Genomic DNA, 16512 nt, shown 5'->3' with positions numbered 1-16512 from the left:
GCGTACGCAGTCTAGTTGACGCAGGGGACGTCGCCCGCCGTGATCGGCGGCGCGGCGGGGGTGGTGGGCGTCGCACTGGACGCCGGCGGCTTCGCGGCCGTGGACGTCGGCGCGCCGCCCGGGGCGGCGGCGGAGTTCCGGAAGTCCTTGCCGAGCAGCACGCGCACGTGGCCGGCGGTGACGTCCCGGTCCGGTTCGGCCTGCAGGCCCGCGCCCAGCGCCTGCTTGACGAGGGCCAGCGCGGCGTCGTCGGCCGGGTTGTACCGGACGATCGTCGTGGTGCGGGTGCTCAGCTTCTGGTCCGCGGTGAGGGTGAAGCCCTTGCCCTGCAGCGTCGCGTGCGTCTGCGCGGTCAGCGCCGGGGAACCCGTGCCGTCGAACAGCTCCACCGTGACGGCCTTCGCGCCCGGCAGCTGGGGCGACGCCGGGGCCGCCGGGGTGTCGCCGTCCGACGTCAGCCGCGCGACCTCCGCCGCCACCGACGGCTGGTCGACGCGGAGCACGTCCGCGCCGCCGATCACCGCGTTGCCCAGGGTCGGGATGGTGTGGAACTCGATGTTGCCACCGGTCAGGCCGCGCATCTGCTCGGCGAACTCGGTCAGGTCCCAGCCCAGCGAGAGCACGACCGACTTCTTCACCGCCGAAACCAGATCGGCGATCTTCCCCGGGCTCGTCAGCACGTCGGAGGAGATGACCTTGCGGGCCAGCCCGGACAGGAACGCCTGCTGGCGGGCGATCCGGTCGAGGTCGTAGTTGGGCAGGCCGTAGCGCTGGCGGACGAAGGCCAGTGCCTGCACGCCTTCGATGGTCTGACGCCCGCCCGGCAGGTCCACGCCGGACTTCACTTCCTTGACCGGCCCGTTGAGGCAGACCTCGACGCCGCCGATCGACTTGGTGATCTCGTAGAAGCTCGCCAGGTTGACCTCGGCGTAGCGGTCGATCATGCCCGGCTTGCCGATGAACTTCTCGATCGTGGCGATCAGGTTCTTGCGCCCGGCGACCTTCGCCTCCGCGTCGGCCTGCTTCAGGTCGGTCATGCCCTGGCGCTGCAACGTTTTGTAAGTGTCCGTGTACGCGTAGACGAACGCGCTGTTGAGCTTGTGCTTGCCGTAGCCGCCGGCGAGCTCCACCCAGGAGTCGCGGGGGAACGAGATCGCGATCGCGTGCTTCCCGTTCTGGGGAATGTGCACGAGGATCATCGTGTCGGTGTTCAGTTCGCCGTCGGAGACGCCGGCGTGCAGCATGTCCAGCACTTCGCGGGGCAGCGGGTTGCCCTGCGCGTCGGTGCGGCTGTCCTGGCCGACCAGGAGGATGTCGATCGCGCCGTCGAGCGGCTTCGCGTGCGCCTCGGTGTCGGCGAAGACGTTCGTCGTGGTCAGGCCGGTGTTCGGGTCACCGATGAAGTGCCAGCCGTACCAGGTCAGGGCCAGGATCGCGACGGAGAGCAGGGACACGACGACCTTGCCACCGCGTCGCGCGAAGATCGCGGCACCGGTGCCGCGGCGCGCCGGGACGGGCGGCGCAGGCCATTCGGTCACGCGCTTCCTCCCCTGTGAACCCCGTGCTTCCCCCAGGGCACCAGTGTGCCTCCAGTGAGACTCTACTGAGGGTGTTGTAGGACCTCCGTAGGCTGGGGGCGGATTGCCCCGTCCGGGGCGCGGAGAAAGGCGGGGTTATGCGGGTCCTGGTCACCGGTGGTGCGGGCTTCATCGGGTCGCACTACGTCCGGCAGGTGCTCACCGGCGCCTACCCGGCGCTGCGTGACGCCGAAGTGGTGGTGCTGGACAAGCTCACCTACGCCGGCAACGAGGCCAACCTGGCCCCGGTCGCCGCCGACCCGCGGCTGCGCTTCGTCCGCGGCGACATCTGCGACACCGCGCTGGTCACCGACGTCATGCGGGGCGTGGACCTGGTCGTGCACTTCGCCGCCGAGTCCCATGTGGACCGCTCGATCCTCGGCTCCGCGGACTTCGTGCTGACGAACGTGCTCGGCACCCAGAACCTGCTGCAGGCGGCCGTGGAAGCCGGTGTCGGCAAGTTCGTGCACGTGTCCACCGACGAGGTGTACGGCTCGATCGCGGAAGGTTCGTGGACCGAAGACCACGTGCTGGAGCCGAACTCGCCGTACTCGGCGTCGAAGGCGTCGTCGGACCTGGTGGCGCGGTCGTTCTTCCGCACGCACGGGCTGCCGGTCTGCGTCACGCGGTGTTCCAACAACTACGGTCCGTACCAGTTCCCGGAGAAGGTCATCCCGCTGTTCGTCACGAACCTGCTGGACGGGCGGAAGGTGCCGCTCTACGGCGACGGGCTGAACGTCCGTGACTGGCTGCACGTGGACGACCACTGCCAGGGCATCCAGCTGGTCGCCGAGGGTGGCCGGCCGGGCGAGATCTACAACATCGGCGGCGGCACCGAGCTGACCAACCGGTCCCTGACCGAAAAGCTGCTGGCCGCGGTCGGGGCCGGCTGGGACAGCGTCGAACCGGTCGAGGACCGCAAGGGCCACGACCGCCGGTATTCGGTGGACATCACGAAGATCAACGCGGAGCTGGGGTACGCTCCGCGCGTGTCCTTCGAGGACGGTCTGGCCGCGACAGTGGCCTGGTACACGGACAATCGCGCGTGGTGGGAGCCCCTGGCGGAGCGGGCCGCGCTGAAGAAGTAAGGGACTTTCCTGTGCGGCTGACGGTGCTCGTGCCCGGTGGTTCCGGACAACTCGGCCGGGATCTCGCCGCGCTGGCGTCCTCTTCGGTGGACGTGGTGGCGCCGGGTTCCGCGGAGCTGGACGTGACGGCCACGGGCCAGGTCCTGGCGGCGGTCGGCGCGCTGGCCGACCGCGCGCGGGAGACGGGTTCGGCGCCGGTGGTGGTCAACGCGGCGGCGTACACGGCGGTCGACGCGGCCGAGAAGGACGAGGAGCGCGCGTTCGCGGTGAACGCCGACGGCCCGCGGGTCCTGGCCGCCGCGTGTGCGGCGCGGCGGGTGCCGCTGATCCACGTGTCCACGGACTACGTCTTCGCGGGCGACGGTTCGGTGCCCTACGAGCCTTCCGACGAGCTGGGGCCGCGGTCGGCGTACGGCCGCACGAAGGCGGCGGGCGAGGACGCGGTCCTCGGTTCCGGGGCGTCGTCGTGGGTGGTGCGGACCGGGTGGCTGTACGGGAAGTCCGGGTCGAACTTCGTGAAGACGATGGCCTCGCTGGAGGCTTCGCGGGACACGCTGTCCGTTGTGGACGATCAGGTGGGCGGTCCCACGTGGACGGCCGACCTGGCCGCGGGGCTGCTGGAGCTGGCGTCCCGCGTGGCGGGCGGGGACGGCCCGGAGGCCCGGATCCTGCACTGCACGAACGCCGGTTCGGTGAGCTGGTGCGGCTTCGCCCGCGCGGTCTTCACGCGGCTGGGCGCGGACCCCGCGCGGGTGCACCCTTGCACGACGGCGGAGTTCCCGCGCCCGGCAGCGCGTCCGGCGTACTCGGTGCTGTCGCCGTCGTCGTGGAAAGAGGCGTGGCTGACGCCGATGCGTCCGTGGGAAGAGGCGTTGGACGCCTACTTCGCGGCCGCCAAGTAGGCGAGCGTCATCTTGGTCGTCTCGGCGGCCCACGTGGTCCAGTCCAGGCCGTCCGGCCAGTAGCGGCAGGTCGCGGCGCGGTGCACGCAGGCGCCGATGACGGTCCGGGCGGCGGTTCTCGTCGCCGGGCTGTCGCCCGCGGTCTCGACGAAGGTCCGCTGGATCGCCGCCAGGGCTTGGAGTCCGCGGTCGCGGCCGTCGGCGCGCTGGCCGTCGAGCAGCTCGGGGAAGATCCGGTCGTGGGCGGCGAACGTCTCCGCCAGCGCTCGCGTGAAGGCGGCGACGACGTCGTGCGGTCCTGACTCGGCGAGTGCTTCGGCGACGTTCGTTTCGAGCCGGGTGAGCAGCTGGTCCTTCACGGCGTACAAGAGCTGGTCCTTGCCGTCGAACCGGCGGTAGATCGCGCCGACCGACAGCCCGGCGCGCTCGGCGACCGCACCGATCGTGAACTCTTCGTGCCCCTGGTGCGCCAGCACGTGTTCGGCCGCGGCCAGCACTTTCTCCAGCGATGCCCGGCTACGGGCCTGCTGGGGCGGGTGAAAGCCCTGCTGCACGGATACCTCCCAGGAATGGCGTGAATGCGAATGATAACTTGCATTCGCATCCGAGCCGTGGAGGGGTGGCAGCATGGTGAGCATCGAGGTGCGGAACGCCTACGTGGACTTCCCGATCTTCGACGCCAAGACCCGGTCGCTGAAGAAACGCGTGCTGGGCAAGGTCGGCGGGAAGATCGGCACCGGCGCGAAGACGCCGGTCATCGAGGCTTTGCAGGACATCACGCTGTCGCTCGAGGACGGCGACCGCGTCGGGCTGGTCGGGCACAACGGCGCCGGCAAGTCCACCCTCCTGCGCCTGCTGGCCGGCATCTACGAGCCGACCCGGGGCCACACCCGCGTCGCCGGGCGGATCGCGCCGGTGTTCGACCTCGGCGTCGGCCTCGACCCCGAGGTCTCCGGGCGCGAGAACATCCTGATCCGGGGCCTGTTCCTCGGCATGAACCGCGCGCAGATGGAAAAGCGGGTCGACGACATCGCGGAGTTCACCGAACTCGGCGACTACCTGCACCTGCCGCTGCGCACCTACTCCGCGGGCATGCGCGTCCGGCTCGCGCTCGGCGTCGTCACCACCATCGACCCCGAGATCCTCATCCTCGACGAAGGTCTCGGCGCGATCGACGCCGCCTTCCTCGCCAAGGCTCGCGAACGACTGGTCGACCTCGCCCGCCGCTCCGGGGTCCTCGTTTTCGCCTCGCACTCCGACGAGCTGCTCAACGAGCTGTGCACGACCGCGTTGTGGATGGACGAAGGCCGGATCCGCGCGAGCGGCCCGCTCGGCGAAGTCCTCGCTGTCTACAAAGGTCAGTGACGGCCGGAAGCCAGGCGGTACGCGCCCACCGTCAGTTCCGCGCACGTGCGCCACGTGAAGCCCGCCGCGTGCGTGCGGCGCGCCGCCGACGTCGCCACCGCGTGCGGGTCGGTCACCGCTGTGCGCAGGGCCGAAGCCAGGGCGTCGACGTCGCCGTACGGGACCAGGCTCGCGCAGTCGCCCGCCACTTCGCGCAGGGCCGGGATGTCCGTGCAGACCACCGGGACGTCCGACGCCATCGCTTCCAGGACCGGCAGGCCGAAACCCTCGTCACGAGAGGGCAGCACCACCGCGGACGCGCCCGCGACCACCGTGCGCAGGTCCACATCGGACAGATAGCCCGTCTGGGACCGCCGGGGGCCGTGGGGGAACGGGCCCGGGCCGGCGAACACCAGGTCCGGGAGGTCCGGGGCCGCGTCGTGCGCCCGGGTCAGCCAGTCCAGGCCCTTGCGCGGGCCCGCCGCGCCCGCGAACAGCAGGTAGCGTGCGGGCAGGCCCAGGCGGGCGCGGCGCTCGTCGTCCGGGGGGCGCGCGGTGAACCACGCCGGGTTGACGCCCAGCGGGGTCACCACGATCTTGTCGCGGGAGACGTCGAGGCGCTCCGCCACCGCGTCGGCGACCGCCGCCGTGGGAGTGCAGATCACGTTGGCCCGGCGGGCGCCGCGGCGGACCAGTTCCGGCAGGTCGCGGTCGCTCGGTGCGAGCTCGGCCGGGTTGTCCAAAAAGGCCAGATCGTGGATCGTCAGCACTCCCGCCGCGCGGAAGCGGGCCGGCAGCACGAAGTTCGTGCCGTGGACGACGTCCGTCGGGCCGGCGAACAGTTCCACCGGCGGGAATTCCGAGCGCACCCACGCCATCCGCAGCAGCCGCGCCGCCACCGGCATCCCGCGGGCCCGCGCGCCGTACGGGAGCACGTGCCGCAGCCGGCGCCAGCCGCGCAGCGTGAACGCCACCGCGCGCGTGTCCACTTCGGGGATCGACACGAGCTCTTCGATCAGCGCGGACGTGTACCGGCCGATCCCGGTCCGCGAGCCGAGGAGCGGGGTGCCGTCGAGGAGGACGCTGAGGGACCTACCCACGGCGCAACCGCTGCTTCGCGACCTTCACCGCACGCCCGCCGACGCGCCGGGCCAGTTCGCCCGCCCCGCCCGCGGCCAGGTACTCCCGCACCAGGTCGGCGTCGCGGCGCAGCATCGCTCGCCCGCGCACCGCCGGCGTCGTCACCAGGTCGGCCGAGCCGGGCAGCCGGTCCGCCGCCGGGCGCGGGTCGCGGCAGAACTCCACCAGCGGCTTGAGCGCTTCGGGCCAGGCGAACCGCTGCGCGACGACGGCGATCCGCTCCACGCAGCCGGCCGCGAAATCCTCGTCGTACAACGACTTCTCCAGTGCGTCGGCCAGCGCCGACGCGTCCTCGGCCGGCACGACGACACCGAGCTTCTCCGCCCGCACCAGGTCGGCGAACGCGTCGCCGTCGGTGGTGACGATCGGCAGCCCGGCCCACAGGTAGTCGAGGACGCGGGTGCGGAACGCGAACGTCGTCTCGACGTGCTCGTAGTGCGTCGTCACGCCGCAGTTCGCGTCGAGCAGCCAGTTCTGGCGCTCGTGGTAGGGCACCCACTGCTCGTTGAAGTAGACGTGCTTCCCGGTCAGCCCCAGCGAATCCGCGAGCCGGATCGTGCGCGCGCCGATGTCCATCTCGGCGACCTCGGGGTTCGGGTGCTTCATCCCGAGGAACACCAGCCGGACGTCGCCGCGGCGACGGCGCAGCTCGTCGATCGCGCGGACCAGGGTCAGCGGGTCGAACCAGCTGTAGACCCCGCCCGCCCAGAGCACGACGTGGTCGGTGCCGCCGATGCCCAGCGACGAGCGCAGGCCCGGCCCGGTCCGCGTGGGCGGCTCCGGCGACAGTCCGAAGGGGACGACCGCGAGCAGCGACTGCGTCGTCGGGTCGGCGTCGTAGAGCCGCGGCGAAAGGCGGCCCAGCGCGGCCAGGTGCCCGAGCCAGAAGTGCCGCTGCCGCTCGGACGCGCAGAGGAAGAAGTCGCCGCGCTCGAGCTGCGCGTCCAGCACCTTCGTGACGCCCGCGAGGTCGGCCGTGCGCTGGTCGTCGGCGACGCCCTTGCCCTGCTCCAGCAGTTCGAGGTGCATCGGGTCGTAGAGGTCGGCGACGACGATCTTGCCGCTGTGCTGCTTCTTCAGCGACGGCGCCAGTTCGAGCACGTGACCCTGCAGCACGACGACGTCGGCCCAGGCGATCGGCGCGTCCAGCTCGCGGTGCTTGCCGGCGCTGACGCGGAACGGCGCCGGCGGCGGCGTGGCGAGCGGGTTGGTGGTGACCAGGTGGACGTCGTGCTCGGCGGCCAGCGCCAGCGCGATGTTCCAGGCGCGGATCGCCGGGCCTGCCATCCGCTCGGTGAGCGCGTCGCCGGTGAGCACGAGGATCTTGCGCCGCTGCCCGAACGCCTTTTCGATGCCGAACGCCTCGACGAGGATGTCGTGCGCGGCGAGGTAGCGCGGCAGCGGGTAGGCGGGCTCCAACGCCTTGCGCAGCAACGGAAGCAGGTCGGCGTCGGTGCGGACGCGGGCGGCCTGCTCGACCGCGCGGGACGCCGCCAAGGAGGGCAGCTGCTCGACGAACTGGTCGATCGCGAGCAGCCCGGCCAGCGTGGTCCGCGGGACGGCGACGTCGCCGGATTCGATCGGGCCGACGCCTTGTTCGAGGTCGAGCTGGGTCGCGTCCAGCTCGCCGCGCGCGGTGGCCCGGCGGACGGCCAGGGCGAGCGCCGCGGGCAGCGCGCGGGCCAGGGTCTCGTCGGAGAGGTTCTTGTAGAGCGCCGCGAGGGCGTTGCGCTCGAGGAGGAAGGTCTCGCGGCCGGTCTCCGGCGCGTCCACGGCCGCCATCGTGCCGTGGTGGCGGTGGAACGCCTGCGATTCCGGGACGTACCGGACGCGCCAGCCGCGCAGGTTGAGCCGCCAGCCGAGGTCGACGTCCTCGTAGAACATGAAGAAGCGCTCGTCGAAGCCGCCGAGCTCGGCGAACACCGAAGCGCGGACGAACAGCGCCGAGCCGGTGCCGAACAGGACGTCCTTCGCGACTTCGTGCTCCGCGGCCGGGACGTCGGCGAGCGGCGAACCCGCGTGGCGCTTGTAGCCCATGCCGAACCAGGTCAGGCCGCCGTCGACGAAGTCGGTGCCGGTGCCGTCCCAGTCGAGGACCTTGCTGGCCACGGCGGCGACGCGGGGCTGGGCGCGCAGCTCGGCGACCGCGGCGGAGACCCAGCCGGGGGCCGGGCGGGCGTCGTTGTTGAGGAAGCCGAGGACGGTGCCCTTCGCGTGCTTCGCACCGAGGTTGCAGCCGCCCGCGAAGCCGGTGTTGCGGCCGGCCTCGATCACCTGGGCCCGGGGCACGGCCTCGCGGATGCGCGCGGCTTCGTCCGAGTTGTCGACGCAGATGAGCTCGAGCTCGGGGTAGTCGTGGTCGGCCAGCGCGCGCAGGCAGGTGATCGTGTCGTCGGCGCCGTGGTAGTTCACCACGATCACCGAGACGAGCGGTTGCGGTTCCCCCTGCGCCAAAGCAGCTCCTTCGTCGGATGGGCGTCAGCTTAAAGGCCCGCCCAAGCCTCCCAGACCGCGCCTCGGCCGAGCGCCGCGCCGCGGCCGATCTCGCGCCGCGCGAGCAACGTCGCTGGTAGCCGCGCGGCCACCTCGGCCAGCACCCGGCAGCGCAGGCCGAACCGGAAGTTCGCCGCGGCCGGCCGCCCGGGCCGCAGCGGCAGTACCGCTGTCACCACGGCGAACCTGAGCAGCTGGTTCACCGCGACGCCGCGGGGCGCGCAGCGCAGCAGCATGAGCAGCCGGTTGCGCTCGTTCCAGCGGTGGAACAGCGGCGAACCGGGCTTGCTGCTGACGCCGTGGGCGTGCCGGACGCGGGCGCCGGGCACCGCGACGACGTCCCACCCGGCCAGCCGGAGCCGCCACGCCGTGTCGGTGTCTTCGTAGTAGCAGAAGAAGGCCGCCGGGACGCCGTGCACGCTCCTCAGCACGTCCGTGCGCAGCAGGGCCGCGCCGCCGCAGAAGGCGAACACCTCGCCGGCGGGCTCGGTGAGGTCGGCGCCGTGCCCGTCGGCGGTCAGCCGTACCCCGGCGGACTGGGTGGTGCCGTCGGGCCGCACGAGCAGCGACGTCGCCGCGGCGGCCAGCGGCGCCTTTTCGAGGGTGTCCTCCAGCGACGCGAGCCAGTCCGGGGCCGGTTCGGCGTCGTCGTTCAGCCACGCGATCAGCGGCGTTCCGACCTTTTTCAGCGCGACGGCGAGGGCGCCCGCGTACCCCGTGTTGCGGGGGAGGCGGATTACTTGCGGACGCGAAGGATGGGCTTCGAGCAGGGCGGCGGTGCCGTCGTCGGAGGCGTTGTCCACCACGAGCGTCCGATGTGGACGCGTCTGCGCGGCGAGCGCGTCGAGGCAGGCGGTGACGTGCCCGGCACCCCGCCAGGTCACGACGACCACCGTGGTGGCGGGATTCGCGGTCACGTCCCGCACAATAGCCGCGTGCCCAGACTGGTCGTGCTCGCCGAGCAGCTCCTCGCGCCCGTGCCCGGTGGCACCGGGCGGTACACGGCCGAGCTGCTGCCCGCGCTCGCGAAGACCGCGCCGCCGGGCTGGTCGGTCTCCAGCGTCGTCGCGCGGCACGCCGACGTCACCGCGGCCGAGCTCGAAGGCGTCGAGGGCCCGCGGGTGCTGCGGATCCCGCCGCGCGGGCTGGTCGCCGCGTGGCAGCTGGGCCTGCGCTGGTGGCCGGGCGGCGACGCCGTGCACGCGCCGACGCCGTTCGCGCCGCCGCGCGCCCCGGCCGGGAAGACGCTGAGCGTGACCGTGCACGACACCGTGCCGTGGACCCACCCCGAGACGCTGACCGCGCGCGGCGTCAGCTGGCACCGGTCGATGATCGCCCGCGCGGCGCGGCGGGCGTCCGGGCTGGTCGTGCCGACGCGGGCGGTCGCCGACGAGCTGGCGGTGCTGATCGACCTCGACGTCCCGGTGCGCGTGGTCCCGCACGGCGTGCGGGTGCCCACCGGGGAAGCGGACCTGGAGCTGCCCGCCGAGTACGTGCTGGCGGTCGGCACGATCGAGCCGCGCAAGGGCATCGACGTGCTGATCGACGCGGTCGCGGCGCTGGACGGCGTGATGCTCGTGGTCGCCGGGCAGCCGGGCTGGGGCGGCGTCGACCCGGTCGCGGTGGCCGCCGAGCGCGGCCTCCCGGCGGAGCGGCTGCGGATGCTCGGGAAGGTGTCGGACGCGGAGCTGGCGACCGCGTTGCGGCACGCGAGCGTGCTGGCGGTCCCGAGCCTCGCCGAGGGCTTCGGGCTGGGGCTGCTGGAGGCGATGGCGGCCGGGGTCCCGGTGGTGCACACCGACGTCCCGGCCCTGGTCGAGGTGGCCGGCGGCGCGGGCGTGACGGTGCCGCGCGGCGACGCCACGGCGTTGGCGGCGGCGCTGCGCGAGGTGCTCGGCTCGCCGTCGCGCGCGGCGGAGCTGGTGCGCGCGGGCCGGGACCGGGCGAAGGCGTTCACCTGGCGCCGCGCCGCGGAAGCCGTCTGGGCGATCCACCGGCGGGCCCACGACTAGCCCGGTTTGCCAGTTCCCCACCAGCACGGAGGGTCGCCGCCGTACCCTGCAGGGGTGAGCGATGACCCCCGGGTGCTGATCGACGCGACCGCGGTGCCCGCGGACCGCGGCGGGGTGGGCCGGTACGTGGATTCGCTGGTCGCCGCCCTGGACGCGGACGGCGCGCGGCTCACGGTCGTCTGCCAGCCCCGCGACCTGCAGCTTTACGATCGGCTGGCACCGCGCTCACGCGTCGTCCCGGCCTCGCCGTCGACGACCACCCGCACGGCGCGCCTGACCTGGGAACAGGCGACCCTCCCGCGGCTGGCCCGCCGCCTCGGCGCGGACGTCGTCCACTCCCCGCACTACACGATGCCGCTCGCGACGTCGGCGGCTTCGGTGGTCACGCTGCACGACGCGACGTTCTTCACGGACGCGGTCCTGCACTCGTCGGTGAAGGCCCGCTTCTTCCGCGCGTGGACGGCGACGGCCCTGCGCCGCGCGACGCTGTGCGTGGTCCCGTCGGCGGCGACGGCGACGGAGCTGGCCCGCGTCGGCCCGGTGCGGCACGCGTCTTTGGAAGTCATTCACCACGGGGTCGACACGGAACGCTTCCACCCACCGTCCCCGGCGGAGATCGCCGCGGCACGGGCGGCCGTCGGGCTGGGGCGGACGCCGTACGTGGCGTTTCTGGGGGCGTTGGAGCCGCGGAAGAACGTGCCGGCGTTGATCCGGGGGTTCGCGCGGGCGGTGGCGGGGCGTCCGGACGCGCCGGCGTTGGTGCTGGCCGGGCAGCCGGGGTGGGACACCCAGGTCGAGCGGGCTTTGGACGCCGTGCCGCACCGGCTGCGGGTCATCCGGGCGGGGTACCTGCCGTTCGGGACGCTGGCGGGGTTCCTGGGGGGTTCCGAGCTGGTGGCGTACCCGTCGCTGGGGGAGGGGTTCGGGCTCCCGGTCCTCGAGGCGATGGCTTGCGGCGCCTGTGTGCTGACCACGCGGCGGCTGTCGTTGCCGGAGGTCGGCGGGGACGCGGTGGCGTACTGCGGCGTCGGCGCCGGGGACGTGGCGTCGGCGATCAGCGAGCTGCTGGCCGACCCGGGGCGACGGGCGGAGCTGGCGACGGCGGCGCAGCAGCGGGCGAAGGAGTTTTCCTGGGCCACGACGGCGGAGCGTCACCGGGAGGCGTACGGGAAGGCCTGGTCACGGCACTTGCGCAGCCGCTGATTTCTCTCAGCGTGCCCCTGAGCCGGGGTGCTGGGGAAGCGCTGCGTGACGAAGGGACAATGGCCCGGTGACTGAGCAGACCCGCTACGGCGACCAGATCGGCGTCGTCACCGTGACGTACTTCTCCGGCGAAACCCTCGAGCGGTTCCTCGACACCCTCGAAAAGGCCACCGATCGCGACGTGCAGGTCGTCGTCGCCGATACCGTCTCCACCGACGGGGCTCCCGAGAAGGCCGCGAAGCGGGCGAACGTGCACCTGCTCAGCATCGGGGAGAACGTCGGGTACGGGACCGGGTGCAACCGCGGGGTCGCCGAGCTGGACGACCGGTACGGGTGGGTCGTCATCTCCAACCCCGACCTCGAATGGGAGCCCGGGTCGCTCGACACGCTGCTCGAAGCCGCGAAGCGGTGGCCGCGCGGCGGGTCCTTCGGGCCGCTGATCCACGAGCTCGACGGGACGACCTACCCCTCCGCCCGCCTGCTGCCCTCGTTCGGCCGCGGGATCGGGCACGCCGCGCTCGGGAAGATCTGGCCGGGCAACCCCTGGACCAAGCAGTACCGGCAGGAGACCGGGACGCCCGTCGAGCGCGTCGCCGAGTGGCTGTCCGGGTCGTGCCTGCTGCTGCGCCGGGAGGCCTTCGAGTCCGTCGGGGGCTTCGACTCGCGGTACTTCATGTACTTCGAGGACGTCGACCTCGGGGACCGGCTCGGCAAGGCCGGCTGGCTCAACGTCTACGTGCCCTCGGCCGGCGTCATGCACCTCGGCGGGCACTCGACCTCGCAGGCGTCCAAGAAGATGCTCGCCGCGCACCACGCGAGCGCTTACCAGTACCTCGCCGACCGGCACCCGGGGCTGCTCTGGAAGCCCGTGCTGGCCGCGACGAAGCTCGGGCTCGCGCTGCGGCTGAAGCTCGAAACCCGCTAGATCCCGTCGAGCCGGCGGGACAGGTCGGACTTGCCGTTGGTCTGCGTGACCGTCGGCACCAGTCCGGTGTCCTCCGGGTCGGGCTCCTTCAGCGGGCTCGTGATCGGCTCGGCCTGCGGACGGCGGGACAGCGGCGTGGGCATCGGCGTGGTCGGCGTCGGTGTGCTCAACGGCGTCGTCGGCTGCGGGCGGCGGCCGCCCTGGACCTCCAGGCGGCGCGTCGGGGACGAGCCGGCCAGCGGGTGGTCGTTCTCCTCGATCAGCGACGCCGGCAGCTGCGTCGTCGTGTCGGGGTCCCGGCTCCGGTCGAGGCCGTCGATCGCCGCGCGCGGGATCTGCTGGGTGTTCGACGAGTCCATCGGTGACGTCGCGCTGTCGGGTGTCACGACGAACACACCACGCGCTTGGGCTCGTGCGAGCAGGGCGTCCGCCCGATCGCGGGGGTCCATCCCCTCGGCCTCCCGACTGACCCGGGGGCCCTCTGGGGAGGGGCCCGCCTGTTTCCTGTCTAGGGTAGGCCCTCCGGGCGACCTCCGTCAGGGTTTCCCGCGGCTTGTCGCTCAGCGGTGCGTGATACAGGAGGAGATTTCCGTGACGTCCGAGGTCCGAACCGACGCTGTCGACGCCGTCGTCCTGGTCGGGGGCAAGGGCACCCGGCTGAGGCCACTGACCCTGTCGGCGCCGAAGCCGATGCTCCCGACCGCCGGGACGCCCTACCTGAGCCACCTGTTCTCGCGCATCCGCGAGGCCGGCATCCGGCACGTCGTGCTGGGGACGAGCTACCGGGCGGAGGTGTTCGAGGAGTACTTCGGCGACGGCAAGTCGATCGGTCTGGACCTCGAGTACGTCGTCGAGGAGGAACCGCTCGACACCGCCGGCGCCATCCGCAACGTCTACGACAAGCTGCGCGCCGACCACGTGATCGTCTTCAACGGCGACATCATCTCCGGCTCGGACCTCGGCGAGCAGCTGCGCGTGCACCGCGAGTCCGGGGCCGACGTCACCCTGCACCTGCAGCGCGTGCCGGACCCGAGCCGGTTCGGCTCGGTGCCCACCGACGAAACCGGCCGGGTGCAGGCGTTCCTCGAGAAGACGCCGAACCCGCCGACCGACCAGATCAACGCCGGCTGCTACGTCTTCCGCCGCCCGGTGATCGAGGCCATCCCGACCGGGCGCCGCGTGTCGGTCGAGCGCGAGACGTTCCCGCAGCTGCTGGAGCAGGGCGCGCACATCCACGGCTTCATCGACGCCTCCTACTGGCTGGACGTCGGCACGCCGGAAGCGTTCGTCCGCGGCTCGGCGGACCTGGTGCGGGGCGTCGCGCCGACGTCCGCGCTGCCCGGCCGCCCCGGCGACTTCCTGGTCCTCGACGGCGCTTCGGTGGCCGAGGACGCCCAGCTCTCCGGTGGTTCGACCATCGGCGTCGCCGCCGTGGTCGGCCCGGGCGCGAAGATCGACGGCTCGGTCCTGTTCGACGGCGCGGCCGTCTCCGAGGGCGCCATCGTCGAGCGTTCGGTGCTCGGGCACGGCGCGCGCGTCGGCGCCGGCGCGGTCCTGCGGGGCGTGGTCCTGGGCGACGGCGCGTCCGTCGGCGCCGGCTGCGAGCTGCTCGACGGCGCCCGCGTCTGGCCTGACACCGTGCTGCCCGACGGCGCCATCCGCTTCTCGAGCGACGCGTAGCCGATGTTCTGGCGTCCCGCGTTCGAAGTCGACTTGGGCAAGGTCCTGAGTCCGCTGAAGCGCGGCCGCGGGTCGCAGAACATCCTCACCGACGAGCGCGGGATCACCTGGCTCGCGATGAACACCCCCGACGGCCCCGGCACGCTCGCGCTGCGCCGGCACGCGGACGGGCGCGTCGAGGCCGCGGCCTGGGGCGACGGCAAGGACCGGCTGCTCAGCGGCGTCCCGGCGCTGCTGGGGGCCGACGACGACGATTCCGGCTTCGTCGCGCACCACGACGTCGTCGCGCGGGCCCGGCGGGCGAACCCCGGCCTGCGGCTCGGCGCCACGGGTGTCGTGTGGGACTGGCTGGTGCTCGCCGTGCTGGAGCAGAAGGTCGCCGGCAAGGAGGCGATCCGGTCGTGGGCCGAGCTGTGCCGCCGCTTCGGCGCGCCGGCGCCCGGACCGGGCCCGGACCGCCTGCGCGTGCCGCCGACGCCGGTGGCGCTGCGCTCGTTGCCGGACTGGCACTGGCACCGCGCGGGCGTCGACATCAAGCGCCGGACGGCGCTGCTCAACGCCGCCCGCGTCGCGCCCCACCTGGAGCGGGCCGTGGAGCTGCGCGGGCTCGAGGGACGGCATTGGCTGCGCCAGGTGCCGGGCATCGGCGTCTGGACGGCCGCGGAGATCGCCCAGCGCGCCTGGGGCGACCCGGACGCGGTGAGCTTCGGCGACTACAACGTCCCGTCGATGGTCGGGCACGCGCTGGCGGGCACGAAGACCGACGACGCCGGGATGGCGGAGCTGCTGGCGCCGTACGCCCCGCACCGCCAGCGGGCGGTGCGGTACCTGGCGGCGGCCGGGCACACGCGGCCGCGCTTCGGGCCCCGCATCGAGCTGCGCGACTACCGCGCCATGTGAGCGCCGGCTACTGCGGGGGCGGCGGCGGGTAGCCGCCGGGCGGGGGCGGGTACGGGGGTTGCTGGCCCGGGTACGGCGGTTGCTGGGGCGGGTAGGGCGGCTGGGGCGGGTAGCCCGGGGGTTGCTGGCCCGGGAAGCCTTGCTGCGGCGGGTATCCCGGCTGCTGGTAGCCCGGGTACTGCGGCGGGTACGGCGGCTGCTTGGGCTTGCTCGCGTTGACGACGAGCAGCACCACCCCGACGATGCCCCCCAGCACCACCAGGAGGATCAGCAGCATCAGCACACTCACGTCAAGCGGTCCCCTCGTCGAGTGCGGCGCGGACGATCGACAGTGCCTCGCCGGAATCCAGGCCCAGCTTACGAGCGATCTTCGCGTACTCCGCAGCGGCCTCCTGGGCACGGCGGCGGCTCTGGTCACCGGACGCCGCGACGAAGCTGCCCGCGCGGCCGCGGGTTTCGATCAGCCCCGCTTCTTCCAGCTCGCGGTAGGCGCGCGCGACCGTGTTCGGGGCGATGCCGAGGTCGGCCGCGAGCTGCCGGACCGTCGGCAGTTTCGTGCCGACGGCCAGGCTCCGGTCGTTGATCCGCGCCGCGAAGCCGGACCGGACCTGCTCGAACGGCGGCACCGGCGAGCTGCTGTCGAAGGGGACGATCACCAGCTCTGCGGTCCCGCGCCCGGACCCGGCAGCTGCTGCTGCGGCGGGAAGGACGGCCCCGGCGGCGCGTACTGCTGCGGCGCGGGCGGGTACCCCGGCTGCTGCGGGAACCCTTGCTGCGGCGAAGGCGGGTAGCCGGGCTGCTGCGGGAAACCCTGCGACGGCGGCGCGAACCCTTGCGGCGGCGGGGAACCCGCCTGCCCCGGTGCGAACCCTGGCTGCGGCGCGGCACCCACCGGTGCGAACCCCGGCTGCGGCACCGAACCGAACCCCGGCTGCGCGGGCGCGAACCCGGGCTGCGGTGCCGCGAACCCCGGCTGCGGCGCCGCGAACCCTTGCGACGGCGGCGAAGCACCCTGCGGTGGCGGCGCGAACCCCTGCTGCGGCGGAAAGTTCGGGAACTGCCCGCTGTTCTTCATCGCCTCTTCGCGGCGCATCTTCGACACCCGGACGATCACCGCGACGATGAACACGATGACGCCCAGGATGATCAAGCCGAGCACGATGTACCCGAACACCCCGGTGTCCCCACCGCTGCCGGAGTGGTAGTGCACCCGCTCGGGGAACTGCGTGGCCATGTGGTCCCCTCCCT

At 73.0% G+C, this 16512-nt stretch carries 17 protein-coding genes; 8 read left to right on the top strand and 9 right to left on the bottom strand.

Going from position 1 to position 16512, the window contains the following annotated elements; translation table 11 throughout:
• Positions 1 to 11 precede the first annotated feature (11 nt).
• The gene (locus MUY14_RS31775; RefSeq protein WP_247014588.1) at positions 12 to 1538 is read right to left on the bottom strand and encodes an LCP family protein; all 1527 of its coding nucleotides are present in this window, start codon (positions 1536 to 1538) and stop codon (positions 12 to 14) included.
• Positions 1539 to 1675: 137 nt separating this feature from the next.
• Between MUY14_RS31775 and rfbB the strand changes: the two genes are divergently transcribed.
• Positions 1676 to 2665: a dTDP-glucose 4,6-dehydratase gene (gene rfbB / locus MUY14_RS31770; RefSeq protein WP_247014587.1), complete on the top strand. Its 990-nt coding sequence runs from the start codon at positions 1676 to 1678 to the stop codon at positions 2663 to 2665.
• 11 nt (positions 2666 to 2676) lie between these two features.
• On the top strand, positions 2677 to 3567 hold the full coding sequence (gene rfbD / locus MUY14_RS31765) for a dTDP-4-dehydrorhamnose reductase (RefSeq protein WP_247014586.1): 891 nt from the start codon (positions 2677 to 2679) through the stop codon (positions 3565 to 3567).
• Here the strand turns inward: rfbD and MUY14_RS31760 are convergent.
• Positions 3546 to 4121 carry a TetR/AcrR family transcriptional regulator gene (locus MUY14_RS31760; protein ID WP_247014585.1) on the bottom strand — a complete coding sequence of 192 codons (576 nt, stop codon included), beginning with the start codon at positions 4119 to 4121 and terminating at the stop codon, positions 3546 to 3548. The genes rfbD and MUY14_RS31760 overlap by 22 nt on opposite strands.
• 73 nt (positions 4122 to 4194) lie before the next feature.
• Between MUY14_RS31760 and MUY14_RS31755 the strand changes: the two genes are divergently transcribed.
• On the top strand, positions 4195 to 4932 hold the full coding sequence (locus tag MUY14_RS31755) for an ABC transporter ATP-binding protein (protein WP_247014584.1): 738 nt from the start codon (positions 4195 to 4197) through the stop codon (positions 4930 to 4932).
• Here MUY14_RS31755 and MUY14_RS31750 read toward each other — a convergent pair.
• Genes MUY14_RS31750 through MUY14_RS31740 form a run of 3 tightly spaced genes read right to left on the bottom strand, consistent with a single transcriptional unit; the run spans position 4926 to position 9470 of the window.
• The gene (locus MUY14_RS31750) at positions 4926 to 6011 is read right to left on the bottom strand and encodes a glycosyltransferase family 1 protein (protein ID WP_247014583.1); all 1086 of its coding nucleotides are present in this window, start codon (positions 6009 to 6011) and stop codon (positions 4926 to 4928) included. The genes MUY14_RS31755 and MUY14_RS31750 overlap by 7 nt on opposite strands.
• A complete protein-coding gene (locus tag MUY14_RS31745) occupies positions 6004 to 8505 on the bottom strand; it encodes a glycosyltransferase (RefSeq protein ID WP_247014582.1) in 2502 nt (833 codons plus the stop codon). Before MUY14_RS31745 ends, MUY14_RS31750 begins: the two co-directional genes overlap by 8 nt.
• A gap of 29 nt (positions 8506 to 8534) precedes the next feature.
• The gene (locus MUY14_RS31740; RefSeq protein WP_247014581.1) at positions 8535 to 9470 is read right to left on the bottom strand and encodes a glycosyltransferase family 2 protein; all 936 of its coding nucleotides are present in this window, start codon (positions 9468 to 9470) and stop codon (positions 8535 to 8537) included.
• A 9-nt stretch (positions 9471 to 9479) separates the two neighbouring features.
• Here MUY14_RS31740 and MUY14_RS31735 point away from each other — a divergent pair, with 9 nt between their 5' ends.
• From MUY14_RS31735 to MUY14_RS31725, 3 genes are all read left to right on the top strand, one after another.
• Positions 9480 to 10556, top strand: coding sequence for a glycosyltransferase family 1 protein (locus MUY14_RS31735; RefSeq protein WP_247014580.1), 1077 nt, complete (start codon positions 9480 to 9482; stop codon positions 10554 to 10556).
• Positions 10557 to 10628: 72 nt separating this feature from the next.
• Positions 10629 to 11759: a glycosyltransferase family 1 protein gene (locus MUY14_RS31730; RefSeq protein ID WP_247025338.1), complete on the top strand. Its 1131-nt coding sequence runs from the start codon at positions 10629 to 10631 to the stop codon at positions 11757 to 11759.
• Between the two features lie 67 nt (positions 11760 to 11826).
• On the top strand, positions 11827 to 12684 hold the full coding sequence (locus tag MUY14_RS31725; RefSeq protein ID WP_247014579.1) for a glycosyltransferase family 2 protein: 858 nt from the start codon (positions 11827 to 11829) through the stop codon (positions 12682 to 12684).
• Here the strand turns inward: MUY14_RS31725 and MUY14_RS31720 are convergent.
• Complete coding sequence (locus tag MUY14_RS31720; RefSeq protein WP_247014578.1) at positions 12681 to 13133, bottom strand: hypothetical protein; 453 nt, start codon at positions 13131 to 13133, stop codon at positions 12681 to 12683. The genes MUY14_RS31725 and MUY14_RS31720 overlap by 4 nt on opposite strands.
• A 142-nt stretch (positions 13134 to 13275) precedes the next feature.
• Between MUY14_RS31720 and MUY14_RS31715 the strand changes: the two genes are divergently transcribed.
• Together MUY14_RS31715 and MUY14_RS31710 are read left to right on the top strand one after the other, a co-directional pair.
• Complete coding sequence (locus tag MUY14_RS31715; RefSeq protein WP_247014577.1) at positions 13276 to 14364, top strand: sugar phosphate nucleotidyltransferase; 1089 nt, start codon at positions 13276 to 13278, stop codon at positions 14362 to 14364.
• Between the two features lie 3 nt (positions 14365 to 14367).
• Positions 14368 to 15264 carry a DNA-3-methyladenine glycosylase gene (locus MUY14_RS31710; protein WP_247014576.1) on the top strand — a complete coding sequence of 299 codons (897 nt, stop codon included), beginning with the start codon at positions 14368 to 14370 and terminating at the stop codon, positions 15262 to 15264.
• A gap of 7 nt (positions 15265 to 15271) precedes the next feature.
• Here MUY14_RS31710 and MUY14_RS31705 read toward each other — a convergent pair whose 3' ends face one another.
• The 3 genes from MUY14_RS31705 to MUY14_RS31695 are packed head-to-tail and all read right to left on the bottom strand — an operon-like array spanning position 15272 to position 16498.
• Positions 15272 to 15553, bottom strand: coding sequence for a hypothetical protein (locus MUY14_RS31705; RefSeq protein WP_247014575.1), 282 nt, complete (start codon positions 15551 to 15553; stop codon positions 15272 to 15274).
• A 1-nt stretch (position 15554) separates the two neighbouring features.
• A complete protein-coding gene (locus tag MUY14_RS31700; RefSeq protein ID WP_247014574.1) occupies positions 15555 to 15920 on the bottom strand; it encodes a GntR family transcriptional regulator in 366 nt (121 codons plus the stop codon).
• The gene (locus MUY14_RS31695) at positions 15917 to 16498 is read right to left on the bottom strand and encodes a hypothetical protein (RefSeq protein WP_247014573.1); all 582 of its coding nucleotides are present in this window, start codon (positions 16496 to 16498) and stop codon (positions 15917 to 15919) included. Before MUY14_RS31695 ends, MUY14_RS31700 begins: the two co-directional genes overlap by 4 nt.
• Positions 16499 to 16512 lie beyond the last annotated feature (14 nt).

The sequence above is a fragment of the Amycolatopsis sp. FBCC-B4732 genome (genome assembly GCF_023008405.1).
GTDB classification, from domain to species: Bacteria; Actinomycetota; Actinomycetes; order Mycobacteriales; family Pseudonocardiaceae; genus Amycolatopsis; species Amycolatopsis pretoriensis_A.
Note: the sequence above shows the minus strand (reverse complement) of the source record. Positions and strands in the feature narration are given on the sequence as shown.

Bases quoted from the DNA above. Each gene is read 5' to 3' on its own strand.
- rfbB (WP_247014587.1), top strand. From the start codon at position 1,676: ATGCGGGTCCTGGTCACCGGTGGTGCGGGCTTCATCGGGTCGCACTAC.
- MUY14_RS31710 (WP_247014576.1), top strand. From the start codon at position 14,368: ATGTTCTGGCGTCCCGCGTTCGAAGTCGACTTGGGCAAGGTCCTGAGT.
- MUY14_RS31695 (WP_247014573.1), bottom strand. From the start codon at position 16,498: ATGGCCACGCAGTTCCCCGAGCGGGTGCACTACCACTCCGGCAGCGGT.
- MUY14_RS31720 (WP_247014578.1), bottom strand. From the start codon at position 13,133: ATGGACCCCCGCGATCGGGCGGACGCCCTGCTCGCACGAGCCCAAGCG.
- MUY14_RS31755 (WP_247014584.1), top strand. From the start codon at position 4,195: ATGGTGAGCATCGAGGTGCGGAACGCCTACGTGGACTTCCCGATCTTC.